At 66.0% G+C, this 20,151-nt stretch carries 19 protein-coding genes and 1 tRNA gene; 5 read left to right on the top strand and 15 right to left on the bottom strand.

What is annotated here, in order from left to right:
• The first annotated feature begins 87 nt into the window (after window positions 1–87).
• Window positions 88–261 carry a hypothetical protein gene (locus tag ACO076_RS03995; protein WP_421725440.1) on the top strand — a complete coding sequence of 58 codons (174 nt, stop codon included), beginning with the start codon at window positions 88–90 and terminating at the stop codon, window positions 259–261.
• Between the two features lie 91 nt (window positions 262–352).
• Here the strand turns inward: ACO076_RS03995 and ACO076_RS03990 are convergent, their stop codons facing one another.
• Window positions 353–1,294 carry a nucleoside hydrolase gene (locus ACO076_RS03990; protein ID WP_421725439.1) on the bottom strand — a complete coding sequence of 314 codons (942 nt, stop codon included), beginning with the start codon at window positions 1,292–1,294 and terminating at the stop codon, window positions 353–355.
• Window positions 1,295–1,337: 43 nt separating this feature from the next.
• On the bottom strand, window positions 1,338–1,949 hold the full coding sequence (locus ACO076_RS03985; protein ID WP_421725438.1) for a YybH family protein: 612 nt from the start codon (window positions 1,947–1,949) through the stop codon (window positions 1,338–1,340).
• Between ACO076_RS03985 and ACO076_RS03980 the strand changes: the two genes are divergently transcribed.
• Window positions 1,948–2,790, top strand: coding sequence for a 3-keto-5-aminohexanoate cleavage protein (locus ACO076_RS03980; RefSeq protein WP_421725437.1), 843 nt, complete (start codon window positions 1,948–1,950; stop codon window positions 2,788–2,790). The genes ACO076_RS03985 and ACO076_RS03980 overlap by 2 nt on opposite strands.
• Here the strand turns inward: ACO076_RS03980 and ACO076_RS03975 are convergent.
• The 4 genes from ACO076_RS03975 to ACO076_RS03960 all read right to left on the bottom strand — a co-directional run bounded on the left by ACO076_RS03975 (window position 2,787) and on the right by ACO076_RS03960 (window position 5,425).
• Window positions 2,787–3,329, bottom strand: a complete 543-nt coding sequence (locus tag ACO076_RS03975) for a gluconokinase (protein ID WP_421725436.1) — start codon at window positions 3,327–3,329, stop codon at window positions 2,787–2,789. The two genes, ACO076_RS03980 and ACO076_RS03975, sit on opposite strands and share 4 nt — an antisense overlap.
• A 109-nt stretch (window positions 3,330–3,438) precedes the next feature.
• Complete coding sequence (locus ACO076_RS03970; RefSeq protein ID WP_421725435.1) at window positions 3,439–4,464, bottom strand: D-2-hydroxyacid dehydrogenase; 1,026 nt, start codon at window positions 4,462–4,464, stop codon at window positions 3,439–3,441.
• Window positions 4,465–4,466: 2 nt separating this feature from the next.
• Window positions 4,467–5,243, bottom strand: a complete 777-nt coding sequence (locus ACO076_RS03965) for an SDR family NAD(P)-dependent oxidoreductase (protein ID WP_421725434.1) — start codon at window positions 5,241–5,243, stop codon at window positions 4,467–4,469.
• Between the two features lie 105 nt (window positions 5,244–5,348).
• Window positions 5,349–5,425 (bottom strand) — tRNA-Arg (locus ACO076_RS03960).
• Window positions 5,426–5,573: 148 nt separating this feature from the next.
• Between ACO076_RS03960 and ACO076_RS03955 the strand changes: the two genes are divergently transcribed.
• Both ACO076_RS03955 and ACO076_RS03950 read left to right on the top strand, forming a co-directional pair.
• Window positions 5,574–6,362 (top strand): thermonuclease family protein, encoded by a 789-nt coding sequence (locus ACO076_RS03955; protein WP_421725433.1) that lies wholly within the window; start codon window positions 5,574–5,576, stop codon window positions 6,360–6,362.
• Window positions 6,359–7,837 (top strand): M48 family metalloprotease, encoded by a 1,479-nt coding sequence (locus tag ACO076_RS03950; RefSeq protein ID WP_421725432.1) that lies wholly within the window; start codon window positions 6,359–6,361, stop codon window positions 7,835–7,837. The genes ACO076_RS03955 and ACO076_RS03950 overlap by 4 nt, the downstream gene beginning before the upstream one ends.
• A 293-nt stretch (window positions 7,838–8,130) precedes the next feature.
• Here ACO076_RS03950 and ACO076_RS03945 read toward each other — a convergent pair whose 3' ends face one another.
• From ACO076_RS03945 to ACO076_RS03915, 7 genes are all read right to left on the bottom strand, one after another.
• Complete coding sequence (locus tag ACO076_RS03945) at window positions 8,131–8,490, bottom strand: hypothetical protein (protein WP_421725431.1); 360 nt, start codon at window positions 8,488–8,490, stop codon at window positions 8,131–8,133.
• 211 nt (window positions 8,491–8,701) lie between these two features.
• A complete protein-coding gene (locus ACO076_RS03940; protein WP_421725430.1) occupies window positions 8,702–9,562 on the bottom strand; it encodes an RNA polymerase factor sigma-32 in 861 nt (286 codons plus the stop codon).
• A gap of 188 nt (window positions 9,563–9,750) precedes the next feature.
• Window positions 9,751–11,064 carry a CarD family transcriptional regulator gene (locus ACO076_RS03935; RefSeq protein WP_421725429.1) on the bottom strand — a complete coding sequence of 438 codons (1,314 nt, stop codon included), beginning with the start codon at window positions 11,062–11,064 and terminating at the stop codon, window positions 9,751–9,753.
• Window positions 11,065–11,376: 312 nt separating this feature from the next.
• A complete protein-coding gene (gene fdxA / locus ACO076_RS03930; protein WP_421725428.1) occupies window positions 11,377–11,715 on the bottom strand; it encodes a ferredoxin FdxA in 339 nt (112 codons plus the stop codon).
• Between the two features lie 124 nt (window positions 11,716–11,839).
• Window positions 11,840–12,250, bottom strand: coding sequence for an RNA-binding S4 domain-containing protein (locus ACO076_RS03925; protein WP_421725427.1), 411 nt, complete (start codon window positions 12,248–12,250; stop codon window positions 11,840–11,842).
• A 3-nt stretch (window positions 12,251–12,253) separates the two neighbouring features.
• On the bottom strand, window positions 12,254–15,475 hold the full coding sequence (locus ACO076_RS03920; protein WP_421725426.1) for a helicase-related protein: 3,222 nt from the start codon (window positions 15,473–15,475) through the stop codon (window positions 12,254–12,256).
• Window positions 15,476–15,835: 360 nt separating this feature from the next.
• Complete coding sequence (locus ACO076_RS03915; RefSeq protein ID WP_421725425.1) at window positions 15,836–16,696, bottom strand: DUF3108 domain-containing protein; 861 nt, start codon at window positions 16,694–16,696, stop codon at window positions 15,836–15,838.
• Between the two features lie 226 nt (window positions 16,697–16,922).
• Here ACO076_RS03915 and rpmB point away from each other — a divergent pair, with 226 nt between their 5' ends.
• Window positions 16,923–17,219: a 50S ribosomal protein L28 gene (gene rpmB, locus ACO076_RS03910; protein WP_421725424.1), complete on the top strand. Its 297-nt coding sequence runs from the start codon at window positions 16,923–16,925 to the stop codon at window positions 17,217–17,219.
• Window positions 17,220–17,238: 19 nt separating this feature from the next.
• Here the strand turns inward: rpmB and ACO076_RS03905 are convergent, their stop codons facing one another.
• Complete coding sequence (locus ACO076_RS03905) at window positions 17,239–18,246, bottom strand: esterase-like activity of phytase family protein (protein WP_421725423.1); 1,008 nt, start codon at window positions 18,244–18,246, stop codon at window positions 17,239–17,241.
• Complete coding sequence (gene cobT, locus ACO076_RS03900; RefSeq protein WP_421725422.1) at window positions 18,243–20,144, bottom strand: cobaltochelatase subunit CobT; 1,902 nt, start codon at window positions 20,142–20,144, stop codon at window positions 18,243–18,245. The genes ACO076_RS03905 and cobT overlap by 4 nt, the downstream gene beginning before the upstream one ends.
• Window positions 20,145–20,151: the final 7 nt, after the last annotated feature.

The raw sequence follows: 20,151 nt of genomic DNA, 5'->3' as shown, positions 1-20,151 counted from the left end.
GTGACGCCGGTCACAGACATGAGGTCAGCCTCCGCCTAGATAAAAGGGCGGCGGGGTCGTCCCGCCAGTCCGACATCAGGAGGGGTCATGTCCAAAGCTGCAGCAGCCGCCGTTACGGCAAAAGTCTTGAACGCCGCGGATTGGGATGACGCCGACGGATGCGTTCGCCAGTTTCTCATGGCCGCGAGCCGCTACGTGTTCGCAGCGCCGGTTCAACCGGCTGCAGTGGAAGCACGGGTGGTACGGCTACGATCCGAGTAGTGAGGCCCGGTGCTGGGCCGGGTTCGTCGAAAGGGTCGGCCTTCGGGCCGGCCCTTTCCGTTTCTGCCCATGGGCCCGTCGCGCGAGCCGGCTAGGGCAACCGCGCCAGGCGCTCGGCGAGTAGGTCGTAAAAGCCGGTAGCATCGACCGAGCGGACGAAGGTCGCGTTATGCGGCCGGTCGGTGACCTGCCAGTAGTCGACGACAGTCATCCCCATGGTGAGTTCGCTTGTCGTCTCGATGGTGACATTGACGGCGCGCGTCTGGAACAGATCGGGACGGAGCAGCCAGGCGGTCACGCAGGGATCGTGAAGCGGTGCCCCGTGCCAGCCGTACTTGGCGAGATCGAAGGTCTCAGAGAAGCGCAGCATCTCGGCAACCGCCTTACCGGTGCGATTGCCGAGTCCGGCAAAGCGGTCGAGGCGGGCCGGAGTGTTCAGGACACCATGGGTCACGTCGAGGGGATGCATGACGATGGGGATGCCGCTGCGGAATAGGGCATCGGCCGCTTCGGGGTCGAAATAGATGTTGAATTCGGCGACCGGGGTGATGTTGCCGACCTCGAAATAGCCACCGCCCATCATGACGATGGCCTCGGCGCGGCGCACCACATCCGGCGCGCGCTCGAGAGCGGTGGCGACGTTGGTCAGCGGGCCGAGCGTGCAGAGCGTCACCGTGCCGGGTTCATGGGCGGCCAGCGTTTCGATGATGAAATCGACACCGTGCTCGGGCCTGAGCGGCGTTGTCGGCGGCGGCAGGTCGGGGCCGTTGAGGCCGCCCTCGCCATGGACGTGCGAGCCGGTGATCGAAGCGCGTCGGGTCGGCCGGTCGCAGCCGGCGAACACCGGCACGTCGGATCGCCCGGCGAGCTCGACGATCTGGCGCGCGTTGCGGGAGGTCAGCGCGACGCCGACATTGCCGGCGACGGTTACGAGGCCGAGGACGTCGAGCTCCTCCGGCGATGCGAGCGCCACCAGGATCGCCACCGCGTCGTCCTGGCCGGGATCGGTGTCGAAGATGATCTTGCGCGTCACGGCTGCGCGGGCGGCGCCCCCCTTGCTTTGGCAGGCGACACGGTCATTCGGGGATGTACGCGAGGCGGTCGGCGTGGTGGCTGATCATCTTCCAGGCATCGCCCTCCTTCCGAAAGATGTTGGTCGCCCGGAGCGAGACCTTTGCCGGTTTGTCAGGCGAATGCGCCGTCTCGCCGACTTCGCGGTTCTGCACCACCGCGATTGTGGCCCCGGCATTCACGTGAATGTCCACCGGGGCGACCGCGCCACCGAGCCGCATCTCGGCCTGCTCCTGCCAGCTTTTCAGCACTTCGTTCCAACCGACCCGGAAATCACCGCCGGGGCCGAGATAGGTGACGTCGTCGGCGTGCGACCAGACCGCATCCATCGGGCCGAGATCGCCTCTGAACATCGCGTTCAGGGCGGTATAGAAGCCGTCAACGGCGAGCCGCACGGCCTCTGCATTCGTCGCGTTCATGCTGTCGCTCCCAAGGTCTTCGCCGGTGGCCCGCAGATTTGCCGCAATCCCGGCGGCACAGAGCGAACAATACAACAAGGCCCGGCGGCTGTTACTGTTTTCTGCTGTTCTATGGGCTCTGACAGGATAGCCTTGGTTTCGCGAAGTTGGGGCACGGAAGTCTTTTTCATGCGGCGACGGACAATCGTCTCTCACCATGGCTGATCCGACGGCCCTCACCGGACGGCCGGTGCTCCTGGCCGTGGCCCCGAACGGCGCGCGGCGCACGCGGGCCGATCACCCCGGGCTGCCGCTGACCGCCGCCGATCTCGCGGCAACCGCCACGTCGTGCCTCGATGCCGGCGCGGCGATGATCCACCTCCATGTCCGCGACGACAGTGGCGCCCACGTTCTCGACGCCGACCTCTACAAGGCGGCGATCCGCGCCGTACGCGACGCGGTCGGCGACCGGATGATCGTCCAAATCAGCACCGAGGCCGGCGGCCGCTACCAGCCGGAGCATCAGATCGCGGTGGTCGGCCAGGTGCGCCCCGAGGCGGTGTCGCTTGCGCTCCGCGAACTCTGCCCGGACAGCGCCCGGGAGACAGCCTTTGCCGCCTTCCTCGCGGTTCTCGCTCGGGAAAAGATCGTGGCCCAGTTCATCCTCTACGACTCCGAGGACATCGCCCGGCTCGTGGCGATGATGGCCCGCGGGATCGTGCCCCACGAGGCGCCACCCGTGCTCTACGTACTCGGCCGCTATAGCAGTGCCGCCGACTCGCGGCCCATCGATCTCCTGCCGCTGATCACCGCCGCCAAGGGGCAGTTGTCCGACTTCATGGTGTGCGCTTTCGGTCCCCGGGAAGCGGCCTGTGTGACCAGCGGAGCGCTGCTCGGTGGCGATGTCCGGGTCGGGTTCGAGAACAACATCGCCCGCCCCGATGGCCGCCGGGCGCCCGACAACGCGGCTCTGGTGACCGCGGTCCGCGACCCGCTCGCCCGTCTCGGCTTCCGCACCGCCGATGCCGATACGGTGCGGTCCCGCTGGCTGCGCGGTTAGGCGTTCTTTGTCGGCTCGGGGATCAGGCCGCGCGCGGCCAGGGCGTCGCGGGCGTTGGCGACGACCGTTGCCACCGGCGGCTCGACCGATAAGCGGATCGCCGGCTCGTCGGCGTCGGGTGGCTCGAGAGTAGCGAATTGGCTGTCGAGCAGGCTCGCCGGCATGAAGTGGCCGGTGCGGCCGCCGATGCGGCTGGCGAGGGTTTCGCGGGCACCGTCGAGGAACAGGAAGGTGATCGGCCGCCCGGCGGCCTCCGCCAGTCGCTCGCGGTAGACCCGGCGGAGCGCCGAGCAGGTGGCGATGACACCGCCGTCAGTGTCACGGATCGCGGTTCCGATGGCATCGAGCCAGGGCCAGCGGTCGGCATCGCCGAGGGGAATGCCGGAGGCCATCTTGTCGACATTGGCCTGGGGGTGGAAGTCGTCGGCCTCGAGCAGTCGCCAGCCGAACTGCTCGGCGAGGGCTTCGCCGACCACGGTCTTGCCGCTACCGGAGACGCCCATGACGACGATCGCCGCCGGTGTGTCCTGATCGCTCATGGCCATGGCCGTAGCCGGTTGCCGGCGCGGCGGCAAGGGGTGTGAGGACGCCTCGCCCCGACCAGCCGGTGTCGGCGGCCGCGGTCGAGGCGGTATAGGGCAAGAACCGCTAAGGGCGCGCGGCAGAGGCTTTGTCGCCGCCGGAATAGATATCGTCACTGGTGAGCCGGTTTCTGAGCGGCGCCCCGCGGCGGTAGCGTTCGATATTGTCGAGGATGATCTCGAGCACTCGGTCGGCCCGATCGGGCATCAGCGGCGTGAAATGCGGCGTGATGATCGTGTTCGGTGCGCGCCACAACCGACTGTCGGTTGGGAGCGGCTCCTGGGTGAACACATCGAGACCGGCGCCCCCGAGGGTGCGGGCCTCCAACGCGGCGATTAGTGCCGCCTCGTCGACGATGGCGCCGCGGGCCACGTTGATCAGATAGGCACCGGGTTTCATCGCCTTGAGCTCGGCTTCGCCGATCAGCCGTTCGGTCCGGTCGGTCAGCGGCAGGGTCAGAACCAGAAAATCCGAGCGCTGTAGCAACGGGGCGATGGTTTCGCCGCGCGCTTCCGAAAAGAGCTCGTCGACTCCGTCCGGTACGTCCTCGCTCCGTCGAAAGCCGAGGACGTGCATGCCGAGCGCCTTGGCGCGCACCGCTAGGGCGGCGCCCACATGCCCCAAACCGACGATGCCGATGGTGCGGCCGTAAAGGCCGCGTAAAGCCCACATTCCATCAATTCCCCATTGCCGACTACGCTGCGCGATGAAAAACGACGAGGCCCGGTAGGCGAGTGCGAGCATGAAGAACAGGGCATGTTCGGCGAGCACGGGCGCCGAGCGGCCGGCTGAGCTGGTGATGATGACGCCGCTGTCGAGGACAGCAGGTGTCGCTATGGCATCGAGCCCGGAGCGGTCCCCATGGACCCAGCGCAGACGTGTGCCGGCGAGCGCGGCCGGGTCGATCCTGGTGTCAACCAAGGCGACGTCAGCGTCTTGCAGGGCGGTCATCAGCGCGTTGCCGTCGCCGGCGTCGACACGAGTGAGCGTCGCCGGTCGCAGCGCCGTCTCAAGCCGGGCCCAATGCTCCGCCGGCCAGTCGATGTTGGTGACGACCCGTTCGATGATGGTCGGGGTCATGACGCGAGACATGCTCAATCCTCACTACGCTTCGGCGATCCGCCGAGGATGGTCATCAGGCCGCCATCGACCCGGATCACTTCGCCGGTCACAAACGACGCCTCGTCCGACAACAGGAAGCGCACCACGTTGGCCACCTCCTCCGGCCGTGCCGGTCGGCCAACGGGGTGCATGTCGCGGATTGTCTCCCACACTGCCTCCTCGTCGTCGGCGAGCGCTACGGCGTTGCGCAGCATCGGCGTATCGACCGATCCCGGTGCCACCGCGTTCGAACGGACGCCGTCGCCGGCATAGTCGACGGCGATCGATTTCATCAGCCCGATCAATCCATGCTTGGAGGCGGTGTAGGCGGCGACGTTGGTCTGGGTCGCCATGCCCTGAACCGAAGCCATGAAGACGATCGCGCCGCGGGATTTGAGCAGATAAGGAACCGTTGCGTTGGCGAGATAGAAGCCGCTCGACAGGTTGACCTCGAGAACTTCGTGCCAGGCTTCGTCGGAGGTCGAAACCGCGGTGCCGTAGCGCTGGATACCGGCGTTGTGGGACACGCCGTCGAGGCCGCCGAAGGTGTCGATCGCGACATCCGCGGCCTGCCGGCCGACTGCCGCATCGGCCACCGAACCGACGACGGTTTCCACCTTCGCCCCGCCCTGCCGAAGCTCCTCGGTGAGCCGGCGAAGCGGGTCGTCGGCAATGTCGACCAGCACCAGATCGGCTCCGTCCGCCGCCAGGCGGCGGGCCACCGCTTCGCCAATCCCCATCGCGGCTCCGGTGACAATGACGGTCGGCACGGCTCGCCCTCTTCGTGAACGCCTGTTTCGCGGCGCCGCAGTGTGGTTGGCGGCACCCGAATGTCAAGCGAATGCGCGATTTGGGCGTGACTGGTTGCGGCAAAGTGGCGACCCCGACAGGATTCGAACCTGTGACCCTCAGATTAGGAATCTGATGCTCTATCCTGCTGAGCTACGGGGCCGTATCGCTGTTTGCCGGCAAAGGAACCGGCGACACCTATGCCAACTTCATACCGCACCGGGCCGCGAGCGACAACGAATCGCCGAATTGCGGTGCGATTCCAGCGCCTGAAACAACAAGAACCGGCCGGCAACGGTCGGATCGGGCGAATGCGGGCTGAACGACTCATCGTGGCCGCGATTGTGTTTTCCGCCCCGCCATTGGCGGCGGCGCCGGGTGCGAGCGCCTGCCCGATAACCGCCACCGAGACGGTCGGGGTGGTCGAGGTCGTCGACGGCGATACGCTGCGCACCGACGCCGGCGATACGCTGCACCTGGCGGGGATCGAGGCCGCCAAAGCTGGGCAGTTCGCTGCCGATTGGGCGCGGGCCGCCGCGGACCGGACCCGGGGCCTCATGGGCGGCGGCACGGTCGGGATCACCGCAACCGGCTTTGGCGCCGATCGCTATGGTCGCCGCCACGTCCACGCGTTCGGCGCGGATGGCTCGTGGATCCAGGGCGACCTGGTGGCGGCCGGGCTCGCCCGGGTGCGAACGTTCCTTGTCGAGGACCCCTGTTTTCCGGCGCTTCTTGCGGCCGAATCGCGAGCGCGGAGCGCCGGAAAAGGACTGTGGTCCGACCCGAAAACCGCCGTTCGCGCAGCTGATGATTCTTCGCTTTCCGGCCGAAACGGCTTATATGAGATCATCGAAGGTCGGGTGCTCTCGGTCGGACACGGCTCGTCCATGATCTTCCTCGATTTCGGCCGCGACTACCGACGCGACTTCACGGTCATGGTGCCGAAGAAGCTGGTCGATCGCTTTGCCGAATACGGGCTGATCCTCGACGATCTGGTCGGCGAGCGGGTCCGGGTGCGCGGTGTTGTGGAAGAAAGCGGCGGACCGGCGATCCGGGTTAACCATCCGGCCGTGATCGAGGTGCTAGACAAACGGTCATGACAGCGAGCGCCACACACGACCGGAACGGATCGGGAATCGGTCGCCTGCGCGCGCTGGCCGGTCTGTTGGTCGCGGCCGTGGTGCTGGCGGGCTGCACCACGCTGATGACGGCCGGAACCACCGGTCCGAACGCCTCCATCATCGGTGGTGACCTCAATGCCGGCCCCGAGGAGCATGCCCGGATTGTTGCCGCCTATGGCGGTATCTACCGGGACGACGCCCTCGAACGGACGGTCGCCCGCATCGTCGGCCGCGTCGTCGCCGCATCCGACGAGCCGGACCAGCCCTACCGGATCACCATTCTCAACGCACCGGCGATCAACGCTTTCGCGTTACCCGGCGGCTATCTCTATGTCACGCGCGGCCTGCTGACGCTCGCCAACGACTCGGCCGAGGTGGCGGCGGTGCTGGCGCACGAGATGGCCCATGTCACGGCCAACCACGCGGTCGAGCGGCAGAACAAGGCGCGCAACGCGGTGATCGTCAGCCGGGTGGTGACCGACGTCCTCGATGACGATACCGGCGGCCGCCTGGCGCTGGCGTCGAGCCAGCGGTCGCTGGCCAGCTTCTCCCGCCAGCAGGAGCTGGAAGCCGACGCCATGGGGGTCAAGACCATCGGCCGGGCCGGCTACGATCCGTTCGCCGCGGCGCGCTTCCTGACGACCATGGCGCGCTTCGCCGCCCACAAGGTCTCGACCGGCCCGACGATGGAAAAGGCGCCCGATTTCCTCGCTTCGCATCCCTCGACGCCGGAACGGGTCGAGTTCGCCACGCGGGCGGCACGGGCATTCGGCGCGCCGGGAATCGGCGACACCGACCGGGAGCGCTACCTCGACGGCCTCGACGGTGCGATCTTCGGCGACGATCCGAGCCAGGGCTATGTCCGCGACCGCACCTTCATTCACCCCTCGCTGCGGGTCGGCTTCTCGGTTCCCGACGGTTTCGTCATCGACAACACCAGCGATGCGGTGCTGGCGACCGGTGCCGACGGCACGGCGCTTCGTTTCGACGCCGTGGCGCTGGTTCGTGGCGCTGACCTCGGCCAGTATTTGGCGTCGGGCTGGGTCAACGGCCTCGATACCGGCAGCATCCGCCGCTTCACCGTCAACGGCATGCCGGCCGCCTCCGCCAATGCCAGCGCCAAGGGCTGGGCGTTCCGGATCGCCATCATCCAGGCGGACAGCGGCGCGACCTACCGCTTCATCTTCGCCAACGAAGCGGCGACGCAAGGGCTCGACGAGGCGGCGACCCTGACCGTTTCGAGCTTTCGCCAGCTCGATCAGCGCGAGCTTGCCCGGCTCAAGCCGTTGCGGATTAAGGTTTTCACCGCGCGAGCCGGCGATACCCAGGCCTCGCTGGCACAGCGGATGCGGGGGGTCGACCGGCCTCAGGCGCTGCTTCAGGCGCTCAACAATCTCAAGCCCGGCGCTCCGATCGCACCGGGCTCCAAGGTCAAGATCGTCACCGATCGCTAGTGGTTCGACTCCGACATTTGCTACCCCTTGCAACACCCGCTCAGGCAAATGTCGGAGTCATAAGAACCACTAGCAAGTCTATGTTTCTAGTGGAACTTTTGAATTCGACATTTGAGCGAGAGCTTGGCCGCACATGGGACTCAAATGTCAAATTCGTTCCACTAGCGCCTCGACACAGTGATTTTGTTTGTTTGAGTCATAATCTCTGTGCAGCAGAACGAGTGGCTCCGTCAACTGCTTGACAGATAAGTGCAAATGGGAGCGAGCGTCGGAGCCAAGCCAATAGGTTTAGTTCACGACCAATCGCAGGATATTTTCGCTTCGACGTTTCCGTTGTAGTCCCATTTTCCATAATTGTTGCACTGGCACTCCAAGTTAATGCCGTCCTGATGGGTTGCACCACAGTTGACCGTGTCGTCCTGGTTCATTGGTCCGCAGATCATGCCTGACGGGGTTTTTCTCTGACCGGACTTCATGCAAATCGACTTGAAGGTCTTTGTTTGACCCGGGTCGATCTCATTCGCCGGATCGGATGTCATGTCGCAGCTTGATTTTCCACCTCCACAGACAAAGGTGAGATCGCCGGACACGGCTTGACCGCCCCCGCAAACGAGGAGGATCGCGACTGCTGCCACCGCACTGTGAAATTTCATGATCGCTATGCCTTTGCTGATTCTCGAACCCGGCCAGAGCAGCGGCCGGGCAAATTTGTCAAATGACGATGTGGACCGCCCCGATTATGCGCGGAGCGATCTGGTTTGTGAACACTACTGATCCGATTGGTGGGCCAGTTGGCCGCAGGAGCCGAACGACTAGCCTAGTTCCGTCGCACAGAGATTGTGACGAGAGCCGATCGCGTGCGGCCTACAGGAAGTTGGCCCTGTCCGGGTCCTCGCGCAGGAGCGCCGCGCGCAGCTTCTCCAGGGCGCGGTTTTCGATCTGGCGAACCCGTTCCTTGGAGATGCCGAGCGCCTCGCCGAGGGACTCGAGCGTCGCACCTTCGTCCCTCAGCCGTCGTTCCGTGACGATCTTCAGTTCGCGCTCGTTGAGGACCTCCATCGCGGATTTCAGCCATTCGAGACGCCGCTCGGTGTCGATCGACCGGCTGGCGTTCTCGTCGGGAAGCGGGACGTCGTCGACGAGGAAGTCCTGGCGGTTCGATGTCCCGCTTTCGGTTTCGTGGATCGGCGCGTTGAGCGAGGTATCCGGGCCCGACAGACGCGAGTCCATCACCTCCACGTCATTGCGTGAAACGCCTACGGCGTCGGCGATCTCGGTGTAGATGATCTCGCGCGGCCTCGGATCCGGCGACTGGGACAGTCGGGCCCTCAGGCGGCGGAGATTGAAGAACAGCGCCTTTTGCGATGACGACGTGCCGCCGCGCACGATCGACCAGTTGCGCAGGATGTAGTCCTGGACGGAGGCCCGGATCCACCAGGTTGCGTAGGTCGAAAATCGCACCTCGCGTTCCGGTTCGAACTTGGCGGCGGCCTGCAGAAGCCCGACGTGACCCTCCTGGATCAGGTCGCTCATCGGCAGGCCGAAGTTACGGAAGCGTGCCGCTATCGCGACGACCAGCCGCATATGGGCCTGAGTGAGGCGGTGCATGGCTTCCTGATCGTCCGCCTCACGCCACCGCACGGCAAGGTCGTGTTCCTCCTCGCGCTCCAGATAGGGCGCCTTCATTGCGATTTTGATGAAATCGTTTCGCGTTCCGTTGGCCATGGTCCCTGCCCGCATTTTGTTCAGCGGTTTGATTTAGTCCGACAAAAGTACGCAGAATTTTCAGCCATGTATTCACACAAAACCGTGAAACCCTGTGTGAGCAGGCCAAGTCTATGATTCCATACGAAAAGAAAAGGGCGCCGGATCACTCCGGCGCCCTGTAAATTTTTGACAGATTTTAAGAAGAGCTATGCAGCTTTTTCTTGAGCCTCGACCGTTTCCGGCTTGGCGCCACGGCGCGGGCTCTTCGCCAGGTTCTGCTCAATCTGGCGGATTGCCTCGGTTTCCGAGATGCGCCCGACCGACGAAATCTCTCGCGCCATACGGTCCAACGCGGCTTCGTAGAGCTGTCGCTCGCTGTAGGACTGCTCGGGCTGATTTTCCGACCTGTAAAGATCCCTGACCACTTCCGCGATCGCGATCAGATCGCCGGAGTTGATCTTGGCCTCATATTCCTGGGCCCGCCGGCTCCACATCGTTCGTTTGATGCGGGCGCGGCCGCGCACGGTTTCGAGCGCCTTCTTCACCGTCGGCTGATCGGCGAGCTTGCGCATGCCGACCGATGTCGCCTTCGGCACCGGGACACGCAAGGTCATCTTATCCTTGATGAAGGAGATCACGTAGAGGTCGAGCTTGATACCCGCCACTTCCTGGGTATCGATCCCGACAATGCGGCCGACGCCGTGGGCCGGATAAACGATGTGTTCTCCGGTCTTAAACTCCGAACGGACGTTCGGCTTCTTTGCTGGCATGCTGGTTTCTGCTCCATTCTGCGCGGGGAGGCGCGCTTTGGTGTCAACGGGTGTGGGGCGGGCGGCAGTCGGCTTGGATGCCGTCTTCGCCGCCACGGTCTTCGTCGTCGCCGCCGGTGCCGCCGATTTAGCGGTCGTCTTCGCTGCTGCCGCTGTTGACGGCTTGGCCTTGGCCGCCGTCTTCCTGGGCGCAGGTTTGGTCGCCTGAGACTTGGTTTTCGGGGCCGCCTTCCGGCTTGGCTTGGCCGCCTTGGCCCGGGTCGCGGGCGCTTTGGTCGATGCCGACTTCCTGGCGGTGGCCTTCTTCGGGGTCGCTTTGGCTTTCGCCGTCACTTTGGCCTTCGGAGCTACCTTCGTCTTTGCTTTCGTCGTCTTTGTCGCGCTTGTCTTAGCCTTGGTGGTCTTGGCTGTGGCCTTCGGCTTCGTCGTCTTGGCAGCCGTTGTCTTCTTCGTCACCGGCTTCCGTGCGCTGGTGCGGGCGGCGGCCGTCGACTTCCGGGTCGTCGATTTGACAGGGTTCTTGCGCGCCGTGGTCTTGGCAGCGGCCGGCTTCCGCGCCGCGGTCGACTTCTTGGCCGTGGCCGCCTTGGTCTTCGATACAGCTTTTCGCGTAACCGCGGCTTTCGCCGCCGTCCGTTTCGCGGGCTTTGCAGCTGCTGCGCGTGACGCTTTCACGGATTTCGCCGGCGCCTTCTTCGGCGCCGCGCGGCCCGTTGCCGGTTTCTTCGCTCGGGTTGCGGTCGTTGCCATGACAGTCGTGCCTCCACTCGGCACTAGGCGCACGAACGCATACACGCGCGTGCATCGCGGCGACACAATTCCCGCTCCGGCCCGGCAGGCCGGTCACACAGCCAAACGCAGGGAAAAAGTCGCGCCTAATCGAGCACGCAAGCTGCGCGCGAAGCGCCTAGTTACTCCAACACACGTGGCAATATAGCACAAAAACAGGAAATTTCAATGGTTTACAGCCGGCATGGTAACCGGCCGAAGCAACGCTGCAATGCAGCGATGTCAATGGTGCGGTGCGCAACACACTGACTTTTCAAGCATTCCCTAACGCGATCAATCTCCCTCGCCGGGCTCGGGCGAGAAGTACTTCTCGAACTTGCCGTCGACGCCCTCATATTCCTTGGCGTCCGAGGGTGGCTCGCGTTTGATCGTGATGTTGGGCCATTTTGTCGCATAGTCGGCGTTGATCTTGAGCCACTTCTCCAAACCCGGCTCGGTATCGGGCTTGATCGCGTCGACAGGGCACTCCGGTTCGCATACGCCGCAGTCGATGCACTCGTCCGGATGGATGACCAGCATGTTCTCGCCTTCATAGAAGCAGTCGACGGGGCAAACCTCGACGCAATCCATGTATTTGCAGCGCACGCAGTTGTCGTTGACGATGTAGGTCACCGGTACTCCTCGACTGACGAATAGACCCGCCCGCGGCCCGAAGGCTCGTTGGGTATATGGTTTCAGAAGGGCGCGCAAGAAAGGCTGTTCGGCCCGGAAAGCAGCGGCGAAAGCCCCATTTCGATCAAGTGTCGTCACGCGGAAAATCGTGTCGATTGGCCGCGCGAGCGGTCTCGCGATCCAGCGTTCGGCGGTCCCGTTTCGTCGGTCGAGGGCCGACCCGGGACGGTGGTGGCGGGCGCTTGTGCCCGGGCTCCGGCGGCGCGAGATCTTCATAGAGCGTTCGCGCCTCTGTCGCCGGACCGCGGCGTTCACCGAGCGCTAAAATCCGCAAGACCCGTACCCCTGAATCAAGCGCAACGGTCAGCACATCACCGACCCGTATCGTCCGGCTGGCGCTGGCGTTCTTCTCGCGGTTGACCCGGACCTTGCCCGAAACGGCGAGCTTCTGTGCGGAAGTGCGGGTTCGCGCCAATCGCGCGAACCACAGCCACTTGTCGATACGGAGGCGCTCGCCGTCCGGCTCGACTGTCACGGGCTACTCTCGGTCCTGGGATTCGAGCTCGGCCTTGAGCGCGGCCAGCGCGGCGAATGGCGAGTTCGGGTCGGCCTGCTTGGGCCGCTCCTCCCGAGGCCGGCGGCGGCTCTGGTTGCCCTGCCGATCGGACTTCGTGCGCCGGTCGGCATCCTTCTTCGCTGGCCGTCCACGGCGCTGCGGCTTGCCACGGCCAGCATCAGCGTCGCTGCGATCGGCGCGTTTAGCCGGCCTGTCCTTGCGATCGCCGGCACGCCGACCACCGGGCCTACCGGAGCGTTGCGGCCGCCAGATTTCGATGAACGCCGGCTCCGCCTCGCTCGTTTCGGCTTCTTCCTGCGGCTGCAACGCGTCTGACGATGCACTGGCGGCCTCTGCCGGCTCGGCGGACGTTTCCCTTGCGGCCTCTGTCGGCTCGGCGGACGCTTCAGCGGGCGCCGCTGCTTCGTCCGGCTCCGATCGTGCCTCCACAGCGGTCGGTTCGACCGCCGCGGCGGCGGGCGAGGCCACAGCCTCGGCGGCGGCGGGTTCGGGCGAGACCGCCTCCGGCGTCGCCGCATCGGCGGTCTCGGCCGTCGTCGGTTCAGATGGCGGCGGTTCGGCGGCGTCGGTGGCGACGGCGTCGGTGCCTGGAGTGGCGGCTTCAGCGGTTGTTTCGGTGTCCGTCCCGGTCGCCGCGCCCGCTGCCGCCTCGGCGGCCGGCTTCTCCTCCGGCGTTGCCGTGGCTGTCGCGTCCGTATCGGTCGTGGGCGCGTCGACGGCCGGCTCAGGCTTGGGTCGCCGCTCCATGCGGTAGCCGAGCGACCGCAGCACGGACGCGAAGGCGTCGCCGGAGCAACCGAGCAGCGATGTCATCGCCACGGTCACGGTGAAGCCGTTGCCGGCCACCGCGCCTTCGGGCGGCTCCGGCGCCTCTGCCGTGGGGCGCCAGGCGATTAGGGGACGGATCAGGTCGGCGAGCCGTTCGAGGATGTCGACCCGGATCGCCATGTCGCCGCAGACCCGGTAGCCGACGATGCGGTAAAGGTCGCCGGGGATCTTGGGGTCGGCTGGGAAGCTGGTGCGGCCGGAAGCGGCGAGACCGATGAGGGCGGTGGCGGCGTCGAGTTCGCCGTGCTTCAGGACCCAAAAGGTCGCCAGCAAGGCGCTCGGCGCCGGCTTCAGCAGCTGCGGCACGTAGATGTGGTGGGCCCCGAAGCGGACGCCGAGGGCCCGGAGACCGGCACGGGCCTCCTGATCCAACGCCCGGACCTCTTCGGCGATCTCGGGCCGCTCGATGATCCCGAAGCGTTCCGCGAGGCGAAACGCGAGGCCTCGCGCCGCCGGCGCCAGCGTCTCCGCTTCGCGAAGATCGAATAGCGGCTTGAGCAGCTCCCCGGCGCGATTGGAAAGCCAGAGGTCGATGCGCGCCTGAACCCGGTCCCGTGACGCCGGGGTCAAGGCGTCGTCCGCCAGCACCAGAAGCCGCGGCTTGAGGGCGTCGTCGCTTTCGACGAGGCGGGCGATCACCGCCCCCTGCCAGCGCAGCGATCCGTCGGTGGCGAGCGCAAAATCGGTGTTGGCAGCGTCCGCGACCCGCTCAGCCCGGCGGGCGAGCTCGCCGGCGAGGGCCTTGGCCGCGGCCGCCCGCAGCGCCTTGCCGTCGGGTCCGTCGGCGGCCGCATCGGGCGCGAACCGGAACCCTGAGAGGGAACCGACGTGCTGGCCCTCGACCATCACGTCGCCGTCCGCCGTGATGTCGGCGTCCAACATCGCGTTTTCCTTGAGCCGTTTCAGCAGCACGCTGGTGCGCCGATCGACGAAGCGCGCGGTCAACCGCTCGTGCAGGGCATCGGACAGGCGATCCTCGACGGCGCGGGTCCGTTCCTGCCAATGCTCCGGGTCGCCGAGCCACTCGGCGCGATTGGCGGCGAAGGTCCAGGTGCGGATATGGGCGATCCGGTTGGCGAGGGTGTCGATGTCGCCGTCCTGACGGTCGGCGTGGGCGACCTGGTCGGCGAACCAGTCGTCGGCGATCCGCCCGTCCTTGGCGAGGAAATTGAAGATGGTAGTGACCAGTTCGGTGTGATTGGCCGGCGCGATCTTGCGGTAGTCGGGTACCTGGCAAACCGCCCAAAGCAGCGCGACCCGCTCCGGCGTCGTCGCGAGATCGCGGATCGCCGGATCCCGGGCCGCCGCCTCGAGGACCGTGATGTCGCCGGTGGGCGGGGCCTTGGCGAGCGCCGGCCGGTCGGGCGTTTGGTCGAGACTGTGCTTGAGGTCGTCGAGCGACGACATATCCAGATCGCGGCTCCGCCACTGAGCCGTTTTCACCGAGTCGAACTCGTGGCTTTCCAGCGCCGCCACAAGCTCGTCGTCCATCGGATCGACCCGGCTGGTTACGCCGAAGGTGCCATCGCGCATGTGGCGGCCGGCGCGGCCGGCGATCTGGCCGAACTCGGCGGCGGTGAGCCGGCGGAACTGAAAACCGTCGAATTTGCGGTCGGCGGCGAAGGCGACGTGATCGACGTCGAGGTTGAGGCCCATGCCGATGGCGTCGGTGGCAACCAGGAAGTCGACGTCACCGGACTGGAACAATTCGACCTGGGCGTTGCGGGCTCGCGGACTCAGCGATCCGAGGACCACGGCCGCCCCGCCCCGTTGGCGGCGAACCAGCTCGGCGATGGCATAGACGTCATCGGCCGAAAACGCGACAATGGCCGAGCGCCGCGGTAGTCGGGTGATCTTCTTCGGGCCGGTGTAGCTCAGGAACGACATCCGCGGCCGGGTGACGATGTCGGCGGTCGGGAACAGCTTTTCGACGATCCCGCGCATGGTCGCCGCACCCAATAGCAGGGTCTCGTCGCGGCCGCGCAGGTGCAGCATCCGGTCGGTGAAGACGTGTCCGCGTTCAAGATCACCGGCGAGCTGGATTTCGTCGATAGCCAGGAACGAGGCGTCGGTCTCGGACGGCATCGCCTCGACCGTACAGACGCGGTAGCGCGCCTTCTCCGGGATGATTTTCTCCTCGCCGGTGATCAGCGCCACTGCGTCGCTACCGGCCCGAGCGGCGATTCGTCCATACACCTCTGCGGCGAGCAGCCTGAGCGGCAGGCCGATCACGCCGGTCTGGTGGCCAAGCATCCGCTCGATCGCGAGGTGGGTCTTTCCGGTATTGGTCGGTCCGAGGACCGCGACCAGCTTACCGCTCGCCGGAGCGGCGCTGGGTGTCGACACCAGGGTCATGAGTGATTGAAGGCTCCGTCGATATTCGGTCGCAGCTCAAGGACCGCCGGCGCGGCGCAGTTTTAGCACACCCATGGCAGGATGACGCGACGGTTTTTTGTCAATCGTGACCACGCGTAGAACGAGTCCCGAACAAAAGTGGCCCGAATCGCTGACTCAGACGGTTTCTTGCTCCGTTCCCTACGAGATTTGCCACTTGGGTGAACTGACAGCACCACATTTTGAATCTCATCGCCATGCGCGGCGTCCGCCACCTGACCGTCACCGATGCGATTCCGAGCGCATGAATCATGACAACACGATGACGGTGCCTCGGTCCCGTGTGACGGCGATGCTGTGGATAGTGGGGAAATCATGCGGTCAGTCAAGCGACGCCCGGTCCTCGACCGACGCGATGGTGAACCGGGTGGCGTGGACGACAAGGTCGCCCCACCGGGTTCCGATCACGATCCGGAACGGCACAAGTACCGAATCGCCGACCGGTGCGAGCCACACTTCGAGGCGATCGTTGCCGACGAGGTCTTCCAGGGCGTCGTCCTTGGTGCGATGGCCGGCGATCGGCTTGTAGCGCGCGCCGCAGACGATCACCGGGCCGGCATAGGTGTTGCTCGGGCCGTCGACCGCCTTGGTGGCCTTGTAGAAGAGCTCGATGTCGAACCGCGTCCAGCCATCGAACACCTTGACGGTCCGGTCGCAGATCGCTCGGCCGGACCGGGCATTGGCCCGGTCGAGCGGAACAAGGAACGCGCCGAGCGGGTCGACGATGTCGGTTTTGTGGGTGGCTGTCACCGGCACCCGGTCGGGGGCCGCAGCGAGGCTCGGAATGGCGATCAGGTTGGTGATCTGGCCGCGGTGAATGTCCATGTGGACGTACGTGTTGAAGCCGCTTTCCGCGGTCTCGAGGTCGAAGGACGCTGGCAGCACCGACGAGCCGGAGATTCGGCCGTAGCCGGAAAGCCGCGCCTCGGCGTCGGACACCAGGCGGGAGACGCCGCCGGTCGAGCCGGTAACGGTCGCGATATAGTCGTCGCCGGTGAACCGGCTTTCAGCGGTAGCGCGTCCGACGACGATCGAACCGAGGGAAATCGTATAGGTGGCGTCGAGCGTCGTCGTCGTATCAGCGGTCGCCGGGCTCAGACCGACCAGCGCGACGAGCAACGCGGCCGACAGCCGACAACCGAGCCCGGGGGGTACGCGAATGGTGCAGCGGCTCGGGATCAATCTCCATCCGCCGGCGGCGTGCCGACGTCCCGTTGATATGATCGGCGGCTTCGACACGCCGATCATCGATGACTCGATTGTTACAACGGCGGAGCGGTCAGGTCACGTGACCAGCTTGCCTTGACGGCCGGGGGACGGCTCACTATAGCATGCGCGCTTTCAGACATGGCTCAAATCGCCTGCTTGCCACGGGGCAAGAGGTTCGCCCGAACGAGAGGATAGTACGATGGCGCGTCGCTGCGAGTTGACCGGCAAGGCGGTCCAGACCGGCAACAATGTCAGCCACGCGAATAACAAGACGCGTCGGCGGTTTCTCCCTAACCTCAACCAAGTCACGCTCCTGAGCGACGTGCTCGGTCGACGGGTACGGCTGAAGATCAGTGCCAATGCGCTGCGGTCGGTCGAACATCGCGGCGGGCTCGACAAGTTTCTGCTCGCCGCTCGGGACAGCCAGCTCTCGACCACTGCCCGGCGGCTGAAGCGGCAGATCGAGAAGCAGGTCGCGAGCCAGCCAGAGGCCTGATCAGGGCGCTTCGGCGCCCTTATTCAACAAGCGCAAAATAGAGCAGCAGCGTCCGCTGCAGGCCGTTGTTGTTGTCGTCCGATATCAGGGCGATGATGGTCTCGCCGTCGTCTCCAGTGCGGACGGCGATCCCCTCCATGTTATCGATCGGGTTCCGCAGGTCGGCCTCGAAGATCACCGGGCCGGTCGCGACGCGGCCCGGCGCGATGTCGTATTCGGCGATGCGACGGATGCGCACGGCCAGCCCGAACGGCAATTGGAGTCCGCGTTCGAGGATCAGAAGATCGCCGTCCGGCAGCGCCGCGGCATCGGTGATGTCGAAACCGCCGTCGCGGGCGATCGAAAACGCACCGGCCCGTGGGCCGTTGACGATCCAGGCGCGGTGATTGCCGGCGGCGTCGAGCGACTTTTCGGCAATCACGATCGGGGCGCCGGCATGCGGGCCATCAGCGCGGGTCACGGCGACCGTCTCAAGGCCACCGTTTCGCCGGATCGCGGTCAGTGACGCGGGCAGGCCGACCGGTTCAGAGGCGACGCGAGCGAAGTCATTGCCGACGAAGACGCGCAGGTCGTTGACCTGTTCGAAGGCAACAAAAGCGGTGTCACCCTCGGCGGTGCGGACGATCCGCAGTCCCTCGGCGTCGCCCCACTTCTTGCCGGCGAGGGGCACGCCGCCATGATTGAGGATCGGGGCGATCCGGGCCTCTTCGAGGCCGGCCAGCCGACCGTCGTGCTCGATCGGACGCGCCGCGAACCAACGCCCACGATCGGAGACGGCGTAGAGGGTTCCATCCGAGGCGAAGTCGAGGCCGGAGAGCGATCCGAACCGCCGGTCCGGCGACGACAGAGCCAGCCCGCCGCGAAATATCAGATTACCAGTCGCGGCGTCAGTCGGGCCAAACGAGTCGATCGGCTCGACGGTGAGCGGGATCGGCTGAAAGCCCGGCGCGATCGCTGCCATGGCGGCGCCAAGCCAAACCGTCGCCGCCAGGGCGCCGGGCAACCAACGACGCGGGCGAATCGTCATTGCATGGTCATGACCGGTCGGCGGCGCTGTCGCTGCGGCCGGATCTGCTGTCCTTCCTCGGCGAACAGTTCGGCCAGCTTCTCGGTCATTGCGCCGGCGAGTTCCTCCGCGTCGACGATGGTCACCGCCCGCCGATAGTAGCGGGTGACGTCGTGGCCGATGCCGATCGCCAGCAGTTCCACCGGCGACCGCGTCTCGATCTCCTCGATGACGTGGCGCAGGTGGCGCTCCAGGTAATTGCCGGGGTTCACCGACAAGGTCGAATCGTCGACCGGCGCGCCGTCGGAAATCATCATCAGAACCTTGCGCTGCTCCGGCCGCCCGACCAGCCGCGAATGGGCCCAGGCGAGGGCCTCGCCGTCGATGTTTTCCTTGAGCAGGCCTTCGCGCATCATCAGGCCGAGATTGCGGCGCGACCGGCGCCACGGCGCGTCGGCCGCCTTGTAGACGATGTGACGGAGATCGTTGAGCCGGCCGGGGTTCGGCGGCTTGCCGGCCTGCAGCCACGCCTCGCGGGACTGGCCGCCTTTCCAGGCGCGGGTGGTGAAGCCGAGGATCTCGACCTTGACGCCGCAGCGCTCCAGCGTGCGGGCGAGGATGTCGGCGCAGGTGGCGGCGACGGTAATCGGCCGGCCGCGCATCGATCCGGAGTTATCGAGGAGAAGCGTAACCACCGTGTCGCGGAACTCGGTGTCCCGTTCGACCTTGAACGAAAGCGGATGTAGCGGATCGGTGACCACCCGGGAAAGCCGCGCGGCATCGATGATCCCTTCCTCGAGATCGAAATCCCATGCCCGGTTCTGCTGCGCCATCAGCCGGCGCTGCAGTCGGTTGGCGAGGCGGCCGACGGCGCCCTGCAGGTTGGCGAGCTGCTTGTCGAGATAGGCGCGCAGCCGGTCGAGTTCGGCAACGTCACACAGCTCCTCAGCGCGGATCACTTCGTCGTAGCGGATGGTGAAGGCGCGATAGTCGGAGACGGGCGGCAGGTTGGAGAACGGCGCCTCGGCGCGCCGCGATTCTCCGGCCTCGCGCGCGTCGGTGAGCTCGGAGTCCTCCATCATCTCGTCGGCATCGGCCTCGGTAGCCTCGCCTTCGCCGGTTTCGGAGTCGTCGGAGGCGGCCTCGATCTCCTCCGGGCTCGACGCATCGGCTGCTTCGCCGGCGTCGGACGCGCCCTCGTCCTCGTCCGCCTCGCCGGTTTCGTTGTCGTCCTCATCGTCTTCGCCGCTTTCGCCGCCGAGCTCGTCGGCCATGTCGAGCGCGGCGATCAGGTCGCGCACGGTCAGACCGAACTGCTGCTGGTCATCGATGGTTTCGCCGAGGCGGGTAAGATCGTCGCCGGCGCGTTCCTCGATCCAGTCGCGCCACAGATCGACGATCTTGCGACTCGATTCGGGCGGCGCCTCGCCGGTCAGCCGCTCGCGCACCATCATCGCCACCGCGTCCTCCAGCGGCGCATCGGCGCGATCGGTGATCTCGTCATATTTGCCGCGGTGGTAGCGGTCCTCGAGCATCGCGGCGAGGTTCTCGGATACGCCGCGCATGCGCAGCGCGCCGAGGGCCTCGACCCGCGCCTGTTCGATCGCGTCGAAGACCGAGCGGGCGTTCTTGCCCTCCGGCTGGTTGGCGCGATGGACCTTGGCGTCGTGGCAGGCGAGCCTGAGCGCAATGGAATCGCCGAGGCCACGAGTGACGGCGATGTCGGTCAATGTCGGTTTGCGCGGCGGCTCGGGCAGGCGGGCCTTGTTGCCGGCGAGCATCGGTCGGTCGGCGGCGTATGTAACCTCGATGTCCGGATGGCCGGAAATCGCGCGCACGCAGCCGGCGACCGCCCGTTTGAACGGTTCGTTCGGGCTTTCGGCGGGCTTCGCCTTGGGCGCCTCGTTCGATCCGGCCACGGCTCGG

The sequence above is a fragment of the Bauldia sp. genome (genome assembly GCF_965232525.1).
Classification (GTDB): domain Bacteria; phylum Pseudomonadota; class Alphaproteobacteria; order Rhizobiales; family Kaistiaceae; genus Bauldia.
The sequence above is the reverse complement of the archived record's forward strand: the minus strand, read 5'-3'. Positions and strand labels throughout refer to the sequence as shown.